This is a genomic window from Actinomadura viridis, from assembly GCF_015751755.1.
Lineage (GTDB): Bacteria > Actinomycetota > Actinomycetes > Streptosporangiales > Streptosporangiaceae > Spirillospora > Spirillospora viridis.
This window is the reverse complement of sequence record NZ_JADOUA010000001.1, coordinates 3,374,667-3,389,849: the sequence shown is the minus strand read 5'-3', so window position 1 is coordinate 3,389,849 and position 15,183 is coordinate 3,374,667. Positions and strand designations below refer to the sequence as shown.

Below are 15,183 nucleotides of genomic sequence, written 5' to 3'. Positions count from 1 at the left end.
ACGGGCACGCTCTGTGCCCGAATCCTGTTCGACACATGTCCGGCCCCGCGTCCGGCCCCGCGTCCGGCCCTGTGTCCGGTCCCGTGCCCGGCTCCGTGGCCCCGGCCGTCTCCGCGCCGGTGAAGCCGCGGCTCCGTCCCGATGACCGGCGCGGCCTCCCGGCGGCCCCTCGTCGCGAGGTCCGCCGGGAGGCGGCGGAGCCGCGCCGCCGTGGCTCGGTCCGGTCTCAGGCGGTGACCAGCGGCGCCAGCTCCCGCCACTCGCGGAGCGGGAGCCGGTCCTGGTCCGGTATGACGACCTGCAGCGTCACGTGGTCGGCGCCGGCATCGATGTGCTCGGCGATCCGGCGGCCCACGGCCTCCGGGTCACCCCAGGCGAAGACCGCGTCGATGAGGGCGTCGCTGCCGCCGCCCACCAGGTCCTCCTCGCCGAAGCCCAGCTTCAGCAGGTTCCTGGTGTAGTTGGGCAGGGCCAGGTACATCTCCAGGTGCCCGCGCGCGACCGCGCGGGCCCGGTCCGGGTCTGCGTCCAGGACGGCCTTGACCTCGGGCGCCAGCAGCGGGCCAGTGCCGAGGATCTCGCGGGCCCGGCGGGTGTGCTCGGGCGTGACCAGGTACGGGTGGGCGCCGGCGGCGCGGTCCCGGGCGGCGGCGAGCATCCTGGGCCCCAGCGCCGCCAGCACCCGGTGGCCGGCCGGCGACCCCGCCGCGTCCAGCCGGTCCAGGTAGCCGATCATCGCCGAGTACGGGCGCGCGTAGCGGTCGCCCACCAGCGCGCCGTGGCTGGCACCGAGGCCGAGGAGGAAGCGGCCCGGATGGGCCTCGTCCAGACCGGCCTGCTCCTCGGCGACCCGTTCGGGCTCGTGGTCCCAGATGCTGAGGATGCCGGTGGCCACGACGATCCGCGAGGTCGCCTCCAGCAGCGGGACCGCATGCCTGACACCGGGGCTCCCGCCCAGCCACAGGGCGCCGTATCCCAGTTCCTCCAGTTCGGCCGCGGCCTCGGCGTTGCGCCCCACGTCCCCCATGCGCAGGCCGCTGTCCCAGATGCCCAACCTGCCGATGTCCATCGGCGAACCTCCCATGATCGAATGTCCTCCCCCGCGACAACCCGGCGGCCCGCCAGCCTAATCCCGCCGGGCCCGCCGGGCCTGATCCCGCCGGGCCTGATCGGCCGGGGCCCGATCCGTCGGGGCCCGCTCCCCCGGGGGCCGGTCCTCCAGGTCCTCATTCCCCAGGACCGGCTCGTCACGACTGCGGCTGGTACCGCGGAACTCGGCGATGACGGCGCCGTCCGCCCGCCGCACGGTCACGTCGTAGACGCCGCCGCGGCCGAAGCGGGTGCGCTCGGTGGCCAGGGCCTCCAGGACGTCACCCTCGTACGCGGGGGCGACGAAGATCACCTCCGCCGCCGCGGCGACCGTGACGCGGTCGTGGCTGTTGCAGGCGTAGGCGAACGCGGAGTCGGCCAGCAGGAACAGGTAGCCGCCGTGGGCCAGCCCGTGCCCGTTCACCATCGTTCCGGTGATCCTCATCCGGATCCGCGCCCGCCCGGGAGCGATCTCGGCGATCTCCATGCCGAGGTCGAGCGCCACCCGGTCCCGTCCGTACATCGCCTCGGCGCACCGTCGCGCCACCTCCGCCGCAGCCCTCACCGACCCGCTCCGTCCACCGTGACCATCCGCCGTTCCCCTCGCCGTTCCCGGTCGCCGTTCCCGGTCGCCGTCCGTCCGGACGCCGTCAGGTGCGCCCGGTTCAGCGTATTGAGGTCTTCCTGGAAGGGAAGGTCCATCGGGTGCCGGTGGTTGATCGGGATGGCCGGCCGGATCCCCGAACGACCACCGGCCGCCGGCAACGACACCGACATCCGCGTAGAGGAGATCCCCATGCTGTTCGGACAGGAGCACGTCCAGCGGTACCAGGAGACCGACGGGACCGAGGGCCACGACTGGCAGGGGACCACGGTCCTGCTGCTCACGACGACGGGACGGCGCAGCGGCAAGCCCTACACCACGCCGCTGATCTACCAGCTGGACGGCGACACGCCCGTGGTGGTGGCGTCCAAGGGCGGGGACCCCGCACACCCCGACTGGTACCACAACCTCCAGGACGACCCCGAGGTGCAGGTGCAGATCCGCGGCGACAAGTTCACCGCCCGCGCCCGCACGGCGACACCGCAGGAGAAGCCCGCGCTCTGGAAGAAGATGGCCGCCGCCTGGCCCGCCTACGACGAGTACCAGACCAAGACCGACCGCGAGATCCCGGTCGTGGTCCTCGAACGGGTCTGAGCACCACGCCCGGACCGTCCCCCCGAGGGCGGGGGACGGTCCCGGGACGGCCCGTTCCCTTTCACTGGACGGGCGGAGGCGTGTACCGTCGGCGTGAACATGCGTTCGACCGTCCCTAGCCACCGAGGTGCCGAGGTGCCGACGTCACCGAGCGCCGGCGGCGACGAGCCGCCGCCGCGCCTGCTGAAGCGCTGGGGGATCGCCGCGCCGGCACCGCCGGCGCCGCTGGCTCGCCACGGCTGGCGGGTGGACGCCGAGTCGGGCTCGTACTTCCTGAAGGAGCACGGGCCCGGCGAGCGCCGCCGCGTGCGGTTCCAGCACCGGGTCACCGCCGCGCTCGACGCGGCGGGACTGCCCGTGCTGGCGCCCGTGCCGGCAGCGGGCGGCGGACGGACCCTGGTCACGGCGGGCGGGCGCTGCTTCGCGCTCTACCCGTGGGTGGCGGGCCGGCGGAGGGACGGGCTGGAGCTGACCTTCGGCCAGTGCGAGCGGCTCGGGGAGCTGCTGGGCGAGCTGCACGCCGCGCTGGACCGGCTGACCGCGCCCGTCCAGCAGAGCCTGCTGGTGCCCACCCCGCGCGCCGCCGACGCGGTGGCCGCGATCGACGCGATGCTCGCCGCCCTGCCCGCGGACGGGGCCGGACGCGGCGGCGACTTCGCCGCGCTCACCGAACGGCGCCTGCGGGAGCGGCGCGCCCTCCTCACCGAGCTGGCCGACCACCAGCCGCCGGAGATCGAGGTGAGCACGGTCGGCCACCTGCACGGGTCGTTCCACGAAGGGCACCTGCGCTACGGCGGTTCGGGCAACGTGACGGCGGTGCTCGGCTGGGGCTCGCTGACCACCGGCCCGGTCGCCGGCGAGCTGGTCCGGGCGGCGGCGGCGCTGTTCGCGTACGGGGACGAGCGCGGTCTCGACCTCGACCGGGTGCAGTCCTTCGTCGGCGGGCACCGGGCGGCCTTCCCGCTCGACGCGGGGCAGATCCAGTCGGCGGTGCACCGGGAGTGGTGGGAGCGGCTGTGCGACGTCGCCCCGCTCCGGCACCGCTACCTGGGGGACGGCGCCGAGCCCGCCGGCGGCCCCGCCCCAGGTGAGAGAACGGGCGGCGCGGGTACGGGCGCCATGGGCGGCGGCGCGGCGCTGGTCTCGTGGTGGTCGGCGCACCTGGAGACGACCCTTGACGCGTTCGCCGTGCCGTACACCGCCGCGCCGGCGGGCACGCCCGGCGGGAGCCCCGCCTACGGCTGAGGCGCCGAGCCCGCCCGCACCACCACTCGAACGCCGGAGAGGAGAACGACCATGACTGCTGTCGCGCTGCTGGGTACCGGGATCATGGGGACGGCGATGGCGCGCAACCTGTGCCGGCACGGCATGACGGTCCGGGTGTGGAACCGCACCCGCGCCCGCGCCGAGCCGCTCGCGGCCGACGGCGCCGTCGTGGCGGGGTCGCCCGCCGAGGCGGTGGCCGGGGCCGACGTCGTCATCACCATGCTGAAGGACGGAGAGGCCGTCCTGGCCGCCATGCGGGACGCCGCGCCGGGCCTGCGTCCAGGGCAGGTGTGGGCGCAGATGGGCACGGTCGGGCTGGCGTCGCTGGAGCCGCTGGCGGGACTGGCCGCCGAGCACGAGGTCGTGTTCGTGGACGCGCCCGTCCAGGGGACCCGGCAGCCCGCCGAGCAGGGCGCACTGGTGATCCTCGCGGCCGGGCCGGAGGCGGCCCGCGGCCCGCTGGAGCCGGTGTTCGGCGTGCTCGGCGCCAGGACGCTGTGGATCGGTGAGAACGGCGCGGAGGGCAACGGGACCCGCCTCAAGATGACCACGGTCGGCTACGCCATCGCCCTGACCTCGCTCGTCGGCGAGGCGCTGGCGCTGGCCGAGGGCCTCGGCCTCGATCCCGCCCTGTTCGGGGAGGTCGTCTCCGGCGGCCCCCTGGACAGCGCGTACCTGCAGGCCAAGATGAAGGCGATCATGGACGGCGACTTCTCGCCCAGCTTCACCCTGCGCAACGCGGAGAAGGACACCCGGCTCATCGGCGAGGCGGCGCGCTCGGCAGGCGTCCACGTGGACATGAACGACGCGGCGGGCGAGCGTTTCCGCCGCGCGCTCGGCCAGGGCCACGGCGACGAGGACATGGCCGCCGCCTACTTCGCCGGATTCTCCTCCGGGAGTTGACCGACCGAGTCCGTCACGGCCTGCGGGAGGGCGGCCGGGAGCCCGGCCCCGCTGCCGGCGGCGCTCGGGGCGCCGGCCTCCAGGTGGGTGAACGATCCGCCGACGAGCCGCAGGGGCTCGGGCCCGTCCGTGGCGGCCCGCAGTTCGACGATGGCCCCGTTCGGCATCTGGCAGACCTGTACGAAGTGGAAGAAGGCGTTCATCGCGACGGCGTCCGGGTCGGTGATCCCGGTGAGGAGCGACCACATCAGCGCCCGCATGTACGTGCCGTGGGTGAAGACCGCGGTGAGGCCCTCCGGGCGGCGGGTGAGGCGTTCCACCAGGTCCCGCGTCCGGCCGATCAGCCGCTTGAACGACTCCCCGTCTCCGTCGTGCGTGAACGAGGGGTCGGCGCGCCTCCAGTAGGCGACACTGTGCGGACGGCGCTCGGCGTTGGTGGTGCGGGGGCCGTGCAGGTGCCCCAGGAAGGTGAACTCCTGGACCGGCCACTCCTCGTAGGGCACCTCGGGGAACCGCCTCCTGGTCGGCAGGGCGGTCTCCCGGGCGCGCCGGAACGATGAGGCGACGATCAGGGCGGGCGGTTCGGTGAAGGCGGCGGCGACCCGTCCGGCCTGGTCCCAGCCCAGCGGTGTGAGCGGTGCGGCCCCGGGCCCGTCGGTGGGCAGTCCCGCGTTCGACTCGCTCTGCCCGTGCCGGATCAGCCACGCCCGCGCGCCCGTCGTTTCGATCATGAACGCTAGGCTGGCACGCGGCGGGGCGGCGCGGTAGCCCGCGCGGGCTCCCGCGAAGGTACCGGCCCACGACCGTTGAGGAGCGCGACCGATGAGAGGGACGCACCCGCCGTCTCCGGCCGGTTACTATTGGAACCACAACACCCACTACCACGACCTGATCCTGCGGGCCGTGCCGCGCGGATGCGGTGACGCGCTGGACGTCGGCTGCGGGGACGGCCTGCTCGTCCGCCGGCTCGCGGCGCGGGCGGGCCACGTCACGGGACTCGACCCGTCCCCCGAGATGATCGCGGCGGCCCGGCTGGCCAGCCGGGACGTTCCCAACGCCGACTTCGTCGAGGCGGACCTGCTCTCCCACGGCCTCCCGGCGGGGAGCCTCGACTTCGTCTGCAGTGTCGCGGCGATCCACCACATGGACTTCACCGCGGCGCTCACCGTCATGCGCGACGCCGTCCGGCCGGGCGGCGGGCTGGTCGTGATCAGCCTGGCCGCCGACGGGTCGTTCGGCGACCGGCTGCGGGGAGCCGCGGGCGTCCCGGCGCACCATCTGCACCGGCGGCGCCATCGCGGGCGGGCCGGCGATCCCGGCGCGCCGGTCGCCGATCCCGAGATGACCTGGGGAGAGGTCCGGGACGAGGCGTTGCGGCTCCTGCCGGGGGCACGGTTCCGGCGCCATCTGCTCTGGCGTTACTCCATCTCCTGGAGCCGCCCCCGCGCGGGCTGAAACGGTCCGGATGCCCGTGGGGGGCGTGCCGGAACGTCCGTCCCGGTCAGGTGTGGGTGGGCGCGCAGACGCTCTCCACGAACTCGGCGATCTTCTCCTCCGGGAGGTTGCGGGCGACGTCGGCCTCACTGATCATTCCGACCAGGCGCTTCTGATCGATCACGGGTACGCGGCGGATCTGGTAGCGCGCCATCGTCCGCACCACCGTGTCGGTGTCCTCCTCGGCGGTGACGAAGTGCAGGTCCTCGCTGGCGAAGGCGCCCGCCTTCACCTGGGCCGGGTCGCGTCCCTCGGCGACGCAGCGCAGGACGATGTCCCGGTCGGTGACGATGCCGTGCAGCCGGTCGTCCTCGCCGCAGATGGGCAGCGCGCCGACGCCCAGATCGCGCATTTTCTGGGACGCGGTGAACAGTGACTCGTTCTCTCCGATGCACTCGACGCCCCGGTGCATGATGTCGCGTGCGGTGGTCATGGAACCCCCTTCGACTGCCGTCGCACAGGTCCACGATTTCGCACACAACACTCATGACGGGCAAAACGGACGCCAGGGATCGGCCCGTAACGGCAAAGCCTGGAGTGGTCCCGGCGGGCCGTTCTCTCCATTCGGCGCCTTTCACCGGCGCACCGCGAGAGCATTGGAGGCGCCCCCGCATCGAAACGCGACACGCGAAACTGGAAATTACTGGAACTGTCTGGAAGCTGCTGTACTCTCACCCGCATGTCCGCGTCATCCGGCGTTCCGAGCCCCGAGGCACTGGAGGAACGCATCACCGAACTGCGCGCCGCCGTCCGGCGCGCGATGGCGCGGGGCGATCGGCCGGCCGCCCGCGATCTGCGCTCGCGGCTGCGCGACGCCGAGGACGCCTGGGACGAGGCGGTGCTCGGTGAGGCCACCGGCGCCGCGCCCGCGCCCGCACCCGCCCGGCCCGCGGCGGCGGGCGCCGGGCGGCAGGCCGAGCGCGGCATGGTCCCGGTGCGCGAGCAGGTGCACCAGGCGCTGACCCTGCTCGGCGCCCCGGCGGCGCCCAAGCTGATCGGCTCGGTGTACGCGGCGTTCTTCCCCGGCGAGATCCCCGGGACCAGGCTGACGAGCCTGCGGCGGGACGAGGAGCGCTCGTTCCGCACCGCGCCCTACTCGCGGCCCTACTACCTGTGCGCGGCGCTCACCGCCGACCTGCTGGCCCCGGCCCGCGGCCTGATCACGGTGAGCACCTGGCCGCTGGAGCAGCGGGTCGTGGGCCCGCTGAGCCCGCGCACCGACTTCCTCACCGCCGCGCGGCGGGTCGCCGAGCACGCCGTGCGGGGCGGCACCGCGCACTCCCCCGCCGTCCAGCGGCTGCTGTGGCGGTTCGCGGCCAACATCCCCGGCACCACCGGCGCGGCCGTCGGCGACGTCGACCCCGCCCTGCTGGCCGAGGCCGCCGAGGCCGAGCTGGAGGTGCACCGCGCGGCCGACGGCCGGCAGCGCCGGCAGGCGGCCGAACGCGCCCGCACCCGCCTCGGCGACGCCGAGCGGCTCTTCGGCACTCGCCTGCGCGCCATGCGCGCGGCCGCGTCCGGCACCGGCGGCCCCGCCCCCGCGGCGGCGGGACCGGCGATCGCGGCCGGCCCCTCCGCCGTCCCGGCCCACGGCCCCGGACCCGTCCCGGCCCACGGCCCCGGACCCGTCGCGGCCGGACCCGTGGCGGCCGGACCCGCGCCGGTCGCCGGCCTGGGCCCGGCGCCGGTCCCCCAGGGCGGCCGGTCCGGCGGCGCGCCCGCGCGCGTCCCCCGCGGGAGCACCGCCTCCCGCACGCCCGAGAACCCGCGGCCCGCCGAGGAGGATCAGCCGACGCCGTCGGCGATCCGGCGGCGCCGCGCCCCGAGCGGGGGGACGTCCCCCCGCACGCCCCGCAGGCCCGACCCGCCGGCCTCCTCGGCGATCCGGCCGCACCGCGCCACCCATGAGGACGACCGATGATCGATACCGCCCTTGACCTGGATCTGGACCGGCTGCGCGGCGGCGCGCAACCGCGCAACCACGACGCCCGGACGATCGCCGCGCTGACCGCCAACCCGGGGTGCGCGCGCCGCGGGGTGATGGACGCCGCGGGGGTCGACAAGGACGCCCTCGCCCGCGAGCTGGGGTTCCCCTCGCCGTTCGGCCAGTCCCAGTTCGCCATCACGCGCGGCAACGCGTTCGAGGCCCAGGTGAAGGCGGACGGCTGCGCCGAGCTGATCACCCTGCTGCGCGACCGGCTCGGCCTGGCCGTGCCCGAGGTGGCCTACGACGACCTGGAGGTGGTGGCCGGGAACGAGGGGCGGGAGCTGCGGCACGCCCGGACCCGGCGGCTGCTCGCGCACGCGCTGGAGTCGGACGAGGGCACGCTGTTCGACCATCCGCTGCTGCGGCTGGAGATCGCGGGGCAGCCGGCCTACCTGGAGCCCGACGTGATCGCCTTCCAGCTGGCCGGGCGGCTGCACGTCATCGAGATCAAGTCGTTCGCGGTGGTGGACGGGCAGGCCGAGCCGGAGCAGGTGGCCGCCGCCGCCCGCCAGGCCGCGGTGTACGTGCTGGCGCTGCGCCGCCTGGTGGGCGAGCTCGGCCATCCCGCCGAGCGGGTCTCGCACGAGGTGATCCTGGTGTGCCCGGAGAACTTCTCCAACCGGCCGACCGCCACACCGGTGGACGTGCGCCCCCAGCTGGCGGTGCTGGAGCGGCAGCTGGCCCGGCTCACCCGGATCGACGCGATCGTCGGCGAGCTGCCGCCCGACGTGTCGTTCGCGCCGGGCGAGGCGCTGCCCGGGTCGGTGCGCGCGGTGGAGGCCCGGTACGCGCCCGAGTGCATGGCCAGCTGCGAGATGGCGTTCTTCTGCCGGGACGAGGCGCGGGCCTGCGGCGCCACCGGCACCCTGGGCCGCTCGGTCCGCGACGACCTCGGCGGCGTCGACACGATCGGCACCGCGCTGGCGCTGGCCGACGGCTCGCTGGAGCCCGCCGAGGACCTGGCCGAGACCGCCCTCCAGCTGCGCACCGCGGCCCGCCTCCGGCGCGAGGTGCTGGGCGGCGCCCTGGACGGAGCGGCATGATCGCCGCGTCCGCCCGGACCCTGCCGTCCCGCACCGTGCCGTCCCCCGGTGAGAACGCGGAGGTCGCCGCGACGTGAGCGTGCTCACCTCGCTCGCCCAGCTGGAGGCGGCCGCCACCGGCCGCGCCCAGCCGCTGGCGACGGTCCGGCACTGCCACCTGTCGGACGCGCCGCTGGTCCTGATCCCGCTGAAGCTGGCCGGCGAGGCCGCCGCCCCGCTGGCGGTGATGCTGGGCAGCGACCCCGCCGACCCGACGCTGCTGGTCGTTCCGCAGCCGCGCAACCGCGACCTGCGGTTCGCCTTCGCCGCGGAGCTGGCCAAGCTGGTCCTCAACCACGTCGAGACCAGCCGGGGCGCGGTCGAGGAGCTGCCGCCGGGCAAGGAGGGCGAGGAGCGGATCCGGTACGGGGACGCGCCGCAGCTGCTGGTGCCCAACCGGGGAGGGGTCGGCTTCCTGCGGCTGATGGGCCGCTCGACCCGGTTCCGGCGGACCGAGGGGCCGTACGCGGTGGACCCGGCGGTGCCGGTCCTCGGCCGCTGGCTGACCTGGTTCGCCGACCGCAACGACCATCCGGGCTCGTCGCTGCTGCTGGCGATGACCGAGGCGCTGCGGCTGCACTGGGCGACCGGGCAGAGCGCCCTGGAGGACGGCAACCTGGCCGCGCTGATGGGCTGGATCTCCCCTCCGGAGGGGCTGGACGGCCCGGCCGCCGCCGCGCTGGCCGAGGACCCGGTCACCTGCCCCCCGGCCGGGCCGACGACCGACCCGACCTTCGACAACGAGGTCCTGGCCCCCGCGATCGCCGCCTTCGACCAGGCGGGCCGCGATCCGCGGGCCGAGGAGCGGGTCCGCTCCGCGCTCGCCGGCCAGCTCACCCCCACCTGGCATCTGATGTGGCGGGCTGTGGAGGTGCTGCGGGCGCTGCCGCCGGGCGCGGGCGTGCCCGCCCGCTGGGAACGCGACCGCGACGCCTTCACCTACTACCACCAGACGTTCGGCGAGGCGTACCCGCAGGCCCGCCGCGACCCGCCGGTGCGCGCCGCCCGGCGCCTGCACGAGCTGGAACGCGCCCAGGAGGCCTACGACGCCCAGCGCGCCTTCGACGACCCGCTGGTCATGGCCGAGCACCGGCTGGCCGGGCAGGCGTTCGGCGGCACGGTGGTCGACAGCGACCCCACCCGCCTGGACGAGACCGGCAAGCGTCCCAAGCTGCGCCCGTACCTGCGCGTCCGTACCGAGGACCCGGTCCGCCTGGACGCGGGCGCCACCGTCTGCGACGCCGCCCGGCCCGCGCTCAAGGGGCGGATCGTGGAGATCGACGAGCGGACCCGCAGCGTGCTGCTGGAGCTGACCGGCGGGATGGGGCGCAAGCTGGTCCCCGAGGCCGGGGTGGTCCCCGAGATCGGCGCCCGGGTGGTCTTCACCTCCCGGTCGGCCGACTCGTGGGGCGCGGCGAAGTTCCCCGACCGCGAGGCCACCCCGTGGACCCACGGCGGGCCGCCCGAGGAGTACGTGCCCAGCGACGAGGACGCGGCAGAGGAGTGGTCATGACCGGACCCGCCCGGACCGGGACCGTTCCCGCAGCCCGGACCGACCCGTCGGCGGCGGCGACCAGGGTGGTCGAGGACGTCCTCGCCGACCTGGGCGGCGGCCATCGCGGGGTGGTGGTCGACTCCCCGCCGGGCGCGGGCAAGTCCACGCTGGTGGTCCGCGCCGCCGCGCACCTGGCCGAGGCCGACGAACGGCTCATGATCGTCGCGCAGACCAACGAGCAGGTCGACGACCTGATCGAGCGGATCGCGGGCAAGCACCCGCAGGTGCCGATGGGCCGGTTGTCGGCCTCCACCTACGTCCTCTCCGACCGTGTCGCCGCCCACCCGGCGGTCAAGGTGGCGACCAAGGCCGACGACCTGGCCGACCGCGCGGTCGTCATCGCCACCGCCGCCAAGTGGGCGACGCTGTCGGACGGCTCGTGGCCGTGGGCGATCGTGGACGAGGCGTACCAGATGCGCTCGGACATGCTGCTGCGGATCGCCGGGCGGTTCGAGCGCGCGCTGTTCGTGGGCGACCCGGGGCAGCTCGACCCGTTCTCCACGGTGGAGGTCGAACGGTGGGCCGGCCTCACCTGGGACCCGATGCGCAGCGCCGTCTCGGTGCTGCTCGCCCACAACCCCGACCTGCCGCTGCACCGGCTGCCGGTCTCCTGGCGGCTGCCCGCCTCGGCCGCGCCGGTCGTGTCGCGGGCGTTCTACCCGTTCACCGGGTTCACCTCCGGCACGGGGCCCGGCGACCGGCGCCTGGAGTACGGGGCGCGCGGCATGGGCACCGCCTACGACCGGGCACTGGACGAGGCCGCGGAGTCCGGCTGGGCCCTGTACGAGCTGCCCGCGCGGCACACCATCCGTACCGACGGGGAGGCGGTCCAGGCCACGGCCGCGCTCGCCGTGCGCCTGCTGCAGCGCGGGCCCGTCGCGCATTCCGAGCACGGCTCGGCGCCGGTCGGCGCGGACCGGATCGCGATCGGCGCCGCCCACCGCGACCAGGTGACCGCGATCCGCGCGGCACTCGGCGCGCACGGCGCGGACATCACCGTCGACACCGCCAACCGGCTCCAGGGCCGCGAGTACGACGTGACCGTGGTCCTGCATCCCCTCTCGGGACGCCGGGACGCGACCGCGTTCCACCTGGAGTCGGGCCGGCTGTGCGTGCTGGCCTCCCGGCACCGGCACGCCTGCGTGGTCGTCGCCCGCGCCGGGATCCCCGAGCTGCTGGACGCGCATCCCTCCACCGAGCCGGTCCACCTCGGCGTCCCGGTGAAGTTCCCCGACGGGTGGGAGGCCAACCAGTCCGTGCTCGCGCATCTGGCCCGGCACCGGGTTCCCGCGCATGGTTCGACACCGGGGCCCGGAGGGATACTGTGAGACCGGTGCCTCAGCGATCAGGGGAGGGACATGGAGGACATCGGCTTCATGTGCGCCCGCTGCGGCGGCGAGGTGCACGACGTGACGCACAACCGCGAGGGTTCGCTCGACGGCGTCGGCTACCGCCACAACCGCCGGGTGGAGCCCTGGGACCACGAGCTCGAGCTGGCGGTGGGCGAGCCCGCGCCGCGGGCACGCGCCTGCGACTTCTGCGGCGTCTCCGGGCCGAGCTGGCTCTACTACCCCACGCTCGACCCCGAGGACACCGACATGTTCGAGGTGGAGCTGGACACCACCCACCTGTCGGACGACGACACGGCGGTCGCGGTGCTCAACATGCTCTACCCGTGGTACGCCTGCGACACCTGCTCGGTCCTGGTCGCCGACCGTAACATCGAGCGGCTGATCGCCCGCGCCCTGGACCGCACGCCCGTCCCCGCCGAGGGCCCGGTGGACGAGGAGACCGTCCGCGCCAGGCTCACGGGGTCGCTGTCGGTCTTCTTCACCACCCGGCCCGGCCGCCCCCAGCCGTCCCGCGCCGTCTGACGCCTCCCGGGCGCCGCTCCCGCGGGCGTCTGAGGTGTGCGGCCCTCCCCCGGGCCTCCTGTCCCCGCTTGGTGGGCGCCCCACGCTCACCTGCCCTTCGGGCCACATCTCCCTTCCCCCTCGCGCCCCTAACGTCCGGTGCCGGCTTTCCTTCTGTACCGATATATGGCCTTCACCGTTGAGATACGCGGGGATCATCGCCGAGTCCCGCGGGGCGCGGCATGGGGTTGTCCGGGCCGCTCATTAGGATCAGTCCGTTTGAGCACGACGGGTGGAGGCCCGGGGGGATGAAGTGATCGTGGAAACGGTGACCATAGAAACGCGGTACCACGGCCCCGAGGGCTCGGGGAACGGGGGTTACGTCGCCGGGCTGCTGGCGGGGCACGTGTCGTCCGACGCCGTGACCGTCACCTTGCGGTGCCCGCCGCCGCTGGAGACCGGGTTGCGGATCACGACCGACGGCGACCGGGGGATCGGCGCGCGGCTGTGGGACGGGGAGCGGCTGGTGGCGGAGGCGCTCGCGGGGGCGATCGTGGTGCCGCCCGTGCCCGCGGTCTCGCACGCGGAGGCGCTCGAGGCGGCGGAGAAGTACCGGACGGCCGAACGGCACCCCTTCCCGGGGTGTTTCGTGTGCGGGCCCGACCGCGAGCCGGGCGACGGCCTGCGGCTGGAGCCGGGCCCGGCGGGCGAGGGCCTGGTGGCGGCCCCGTGGACGCCCGGTGTGGTGCCCGAGCGGGAGATCATGTGGGCGGTGCTGGACTGCCCGGGCGGGCTGTCGGTCGGCCAGGCCGATCCGCCGGTGGTGCTGGGCACCATGACCGCGCAGATCACCGAGCCGCCCGAGGCCGGCGAGCCCTGCGTGGTGATGGGCCTGACCCGCAGCCGCGAGGGCCGCAAGGTCCACGCGGCGACGGCCGCGTACGGGGCCGACGGGCGGCTGCTGGGCCGGGCCGAACAGATCTGGATCGAGGTGGATCCCGGACGCTTCGGCGCCTGACACGCACCCGGCGCCCAGCGCCCGGCACTCAACCGGCGTACGCGGGGACGCCGCGGGACCGGCCGGCCCGGCGGCGACGACGGGGGTCACCGGCCGCCGGGGCCTGGGATCGGAGGGCGGTCAGGGACCGGTGTAGAGAGGGTCGCCCGGGTCTCCCACACCGTTGACCTGCCGTCCCGAGGGGACCGCCTGGCCCCCGGCCTGCGGTACGCCCTGCCCCGGAGCAGGGGCTCCGGGCTGCGCGGCGTCCGGGACGTGCGGCCGGCCCTGCACCGGTCCCATCTGGGGCGTTCCCGCACTCGGGTAGCGTCCGCCCGGCGGGACGTTGGACGACAGCGTGTTGTGGGTGAACTGGTCGATCTGGCGCCGGGCCCGGTCGGCCTCGGCCCGGGCCGCGTCGCGCTCCTCGGCCAGCGCGGACAGCGCGGCCTGCTGCTCGGCCACCGACTGGGCGAGCTGGCGCAGCTGGAGCGCCTGGTCGTTGACCTTGGTCTGCAGCTCGTCACGCTCGGCGACGGCCTGCTGCGCCTGCGCCTGGGCCGCGTCGCGCTCCTTGGCGGCCTCCTCGGCGCGGGCGTTGGCCCGGACCGTCTCGGCCTCGGACTCGGACTGGGCGCGCAGGGCGGTCGTACGCTCGGCCTCGGCCTTGCTGGCGGCCTGCATGGCCCGCTGCCGCTGCGCCTCGGTGTCGCGCATGGCGTTGCGCAGGTCCTCGGCCCCCTGCTTGGCGACCGCGGCCTCCACCCGCTGGGACTCCACCGCCCCCTCGGCCTCGGCGACCTTGGCGTGCAGGGCGACCAGTTCGGCGCGGGCCGCCTCCAGGGCGGCCAGCAGCTCGGTCTCGCGGGCGGCGATCCGATCGCGCTCGCTCTCGGCGGCCAGCTTGGCCGAGACGGCCTGCTGGGCGATCTGGTGCGCCTCCTCCCACGCCTTCTGGGCGGCGTCGCGCTTGGCGGTGGCGAGCTTGGACTCCTCGCGGGCGCGGCCGGACTCCTGCTCGGCGGCATCGGCGCGCTGCCGGGCGGCCGCCGCCTCCTGCCAGGCCTCCTCGGCCTGCCGCTGGGAGGCGTCCCGCTCGTTCTGGGCGATCGCCAGCTCGCGGGCGGCCTCGGCCCGGACCTCGGCGACGCGGCGCTCGACCCCGGCGACGCTCAGCTCGGAGGTCAGCGATTCGGCGAGCAGGTCGGCGGCGTTCTCCAGCCGTTCCACCATCTCCCAGGTGGAGGCGACCTGCCCGGTCAGCCCGGGGGCGTCGCGCCCGCGCTCCCGGCGGTTGCGCGCCTCCCGCGCGCAGGCGCCCTCGTTGTCCTGGCAGTAGCGGACGGCGCGGACGGCGCCGATGGGCTGGGGCACGGGGCGGCCGCAGTTGGCGCACGGCCAGACCGCGACGGGCTCCCCCATCCGGGCCACCGCGGTCTCGGTCCCGCGTTCCCGTACGGCGGGCCGGGCCGCGGCACCGCCGCCGGGACGGGGCTGCGCGCCGGTTCCGGTGGCGGACGCCGCGCTCTCGCCGGCCGCCTTCCCGGTGTCGTCGCCGGTGCCGTTCCTGTCCGTGTCCGTGTCCGTGGCGGGGGTGGCGGGGGTGGCTTCGTGGTTGGTTCCAGCCTCGGAGACCGCGCCTTCGGAAGTCCCGGCCTGCCCCCTGGGGCCGCTATTGTCGCGCTCATCACTCGTAGGCATGAAATGAACGATACGCACTCATTAGCGTGGCTGCAGTGACTTGAGAGGCCTCGGCGAC

General features: G+C 75.3%; 15 protein-coding genes. 10 read left to right on the top strand and 5 right to left on the bottom strand.

From position 1 onward, the window contains the following. Positions 1 to 226: 226 nt before the first annotated feature. Positions 227 to 1,084, bottom strand: coding sequence for an LLM class F420-dependent oxidoreductase (locus IW256_RS15280; RefSeq protein WP_231403791.1), 858 nt, complete (start codon positions 1,082 to 1,084; stop codon positions 227 to 229). A gap of 42 nt (positions 1,085 to 1,126) precedes the next feature. Next, on the bottom strand, positions 1,127 to 1,654 hold the full coding sequence (gene paaI / locus IW256_RS15275; protein ID WP_307828899.1) for a hydroxyphenylacetyl-CoA thioesterase PaaI: 528 nt from the start codon (positions 1,652 to 1,654) through the stop codon (positions 1,127 to 1,129). A 231-nt stretch (positions 1,655 to 1,885) separates the two neighbouring features. Between paaI and IW256_RS15270 the strand changes: the two genes are divergently transcribed. The 3 genes from IW256_RS15270 (at position 1,886) to IW256_RS43230 (ending at position 4,456) form a co-directional block, all read left to right on the top strand. After that, positions 1,886 to 2,287: a nitroreductase family deazaflavin-dependent oxidoreductase gene (locus IW256_RS15270; RefSeq protein WP_197011613.1), complete on the top strand. Its 402-nt coding sequence runs from the start codon at positions 1,886 to 1,888 to the stop codon at positions 2,285 to 2,287. A gap of 135 nt (positions 2,288 to 2,422) precedes the next feature. Beyond that, positions 2,423 to 3,532, top strand: coding sequence for a phosphotransferase enzyme family protein (locus IW256_RS15265; RefSeq protein WP_307828898.1), 1,110 nt, complete (start codon positions 2,423 to 2,425; stop codon positions 3,530 to 3,532). Positions 3,533 to 3,583: 51 nt separating this feature from the next. After that, positions 3,584 to 4,456, top strand: coding sequence for an NAD(P)-dependent oxidoreductase (locus IW256_RS43230; protein ID WP_197011611.1), 873 nt, complete (start codon positions 3,584 to 3,586; stop codon positions 4,454 to 4,456). On the opposite strand, the gene IW256_RS15255 is transcribed toward IW256_RS43230, so the two are convergent. After that, a complete protein-coding gene (locus IW256_RS15255; RefSeq protein WP_197011610.1) occupies positions 4,426 to 5,187 on the bottom strand; it encodes a histidine phosphatase family protein in 762 nt (253 codons plus the stop codon). The two genes, IW256_RS43230 and IW256_RS15255, sit on opposite strands and share 31 nt — an antisense overlap. Before the next feature lie 91 nt (positions 5,188 to 5,278). Between IW256_RS15255 and IW256_RS15250 the strand changes: the two genes are divergently transcribed. Then, complete coding sequence (locus IW256_RS15250; RefSeq protein WP_197011609.1) at positions 5,279 to 5,911, top strand: class I SAM-dependent methyltransferase; 633 nt, start codon at positions 5,279 to 5,281, stop codon at positions 5,909 to 5,911. Between the two features lie 46 nt (positions 5,912 to 5,957). Here IW256_RS15250 and IW256_RS15245 read toward each other — a convergent pair whose 3' ends face one another. Beyond that, positions 5,958 to 6,383 (bottom strand): CBS domain-containing protein, encoded by a 426-nt coding sequence (locus IW256_RS15245; protein WP_197011608.1) that lies wholly within the window; start codon positions 6,381 to 6,383, stop codon positions 5,958 to 5,960. Positions 6,384 to 6,629: 246 nt separating this feature from the next. Between IW256_RS15245 and IW256_RS15240 the strand changes: the two genes are divergently transcribed. The 6 genes from IW256_RS15240 to IW256_RS15215 all read left to right on the top strand — a co-directional run bounded on the left by IW256_RS15240 (position 6,630) and on the right by IW256_RS15215 (position 13,445). Further along, complete coding sequence (locus IW256_RS15240) at positions 6,630 to 7,871, top strand: hypothetical protein (protein ID WP_197011607.1); 1,242 nt, start codon at positions 6,630 to 6,632, stop codon at positions 7,869 to 7,871. After that, positions 7,868 to 8,980: a hypothetical protein gene (locus tag IW256_RS15235; protein WP_197011606.1), complete on the top strand. Its 1,113-nt coding sequence runs from the start codon at positions 7,868 to 7,870 to the stop codon at positions 8,978 to 8,980. Before IW256_RS15240 ends, IW256_RS15235 begins: the two co-directional genes overlap by 4 nt. A 73-nt stretch (positions 8,981 to 9,053) precedes the next feature. Then, positions 9,054 to 10,532: a hypothetical protein gene (locus tag IW256_RS15230; protein ID WP_197011605.1), complete on the top strand. Its 1,479-nt coding sequence runs from the start codon at positions 9,054 to 9,056 to the stop codon at positions 10,530 to 10,532. Beyond that, the gene (locus tag IW256_RS15225; protein WP_197011604.1) at positions 10,529 to 11,902 is read left to right on the top strand and encodes an AAA domain-containing protein; all 1,374 of its coding nucleotides are present in this window, start codon (positions 10,529 to 10,531) and stop codon (positions 11,900 to 11,902) included. The genes IW256_RS15230 and IW256_RS15225 overlap by 4 nt, the downstream gene beginning before the upstream one ends. Before the next feature lie 30 nt (positions 11,903 to 11,932). Further along, the gene (locus IW256_RS15220) at positions 11,933 to 12,448 is read left to right on the top strand and encodes a hypothetical protein (protein WP_197011603.1); all 516 of its coding nucleotides are present in this window, start codon (positions 11,933 to 11,935) and stop codon (positions 12,446 to 12,448) included. A gap of 307 nt (positions 12,449 to 12,755) precedes the next feature. Then, entirely contained in the window at positions 12,756 to 13,445 is a 690-nt protein-coding gene (locus IW256_RS15215) for a hypothetical protein (RefSeq protein WP_197011602.1), read from the top strand. Positions 13,446 to 13,565: 120 nt separating this feature from the next. Here IW256_RS15215 and IW256_RS15210 read toward each other — a convergent pair whose 3' ends face one another. After that, a complete protein-coding gene (locus IW256_RS15210; protein ID WP_231403790.1) occupies positions 13,566 to 15,125 on the bottom strand; it encodes a coiled-coil domain-containing protein in 1,560 nt (519 codons plus the stop codon). Between the last annotated feature and the right edge of the window lie 58 nt (positions 15,126 to 15,183).

Coding starts and splice junctions, on each gene's coding strand:
- IW256_RS15270 (WP_197011613.1), top strand. CDS start 1,886: ATGCTGTTCGGACAGGAGCACGTCCAGCGGTACCAGGAGACCGACGGG.
- IW256_RS15255 (WP_197011610.1), bottom strand. CDS start 5,187: ATGATCGAAACGACGGGCGCGCGGGCGTGGCTGATCCGGCACGGGCAG.
- IW256_RS15210 (WP_231403790.1), bottom strand. CDS start 15,125: ATGCCTACGAGTGATGAGCGCGACAATAGCGGCCCCAGGGGGCAGGCC.
- IW256_RS15280 (WP_231403791.1), bottom strand. CDS start 1,084: ATGGGAGGTTCGCCGATGGACATCGGCAGGTTGGGCATCTGGGACAGC.
- IW256_RS15240 (WP_197011607.1), top strand. CDS start 6,630: ATGTCCGCGTCATCCGGCGTTCCGAGCCCCGAGGCACTGGAGGAACGC.
- IW256_RS43230 (WP_197011611.1), top strand. CDS start 3,584: ATGACTGCTGTCGCGCTGCTGGGTACCGGGATCATGGGGACGGCGATG.
- IW256_RS15250 (WP_197011609.1), top strand. CDS start 5,279: ATGAGAGGGACGCACCCGCCGTCTCCGGCCGGTTACTATTGGAACCAC.
- IW256_RS15225 (WP_197011604.1), top strand. CDS start 10,529: ATGACCGGACCCGCCCGGACCGGGACCGTTCCCGCAGCCCGGACCGAC.
- IW256_RS15220 (WP_197011603.1), top strand. CDS start 11,933: ATGGAGGACATCGGCTTCATGTGCGCCCGCTGCGGCGGCGAGGTGCAC.
- IW256_RS15235 (WP_197011606.1), top strand. CDS start 7,868: ATGATCGATACCGCCCTTGACCTGGATCTGGACCGGCTGCGCGGCGGC.
- IW256_RS15245 (WP_197011608.1), bottom strand. CDS start 6,383: ATGACCACCGCACGCGACATCATGCACCGGGGCGTCGAGTGCATCGGA.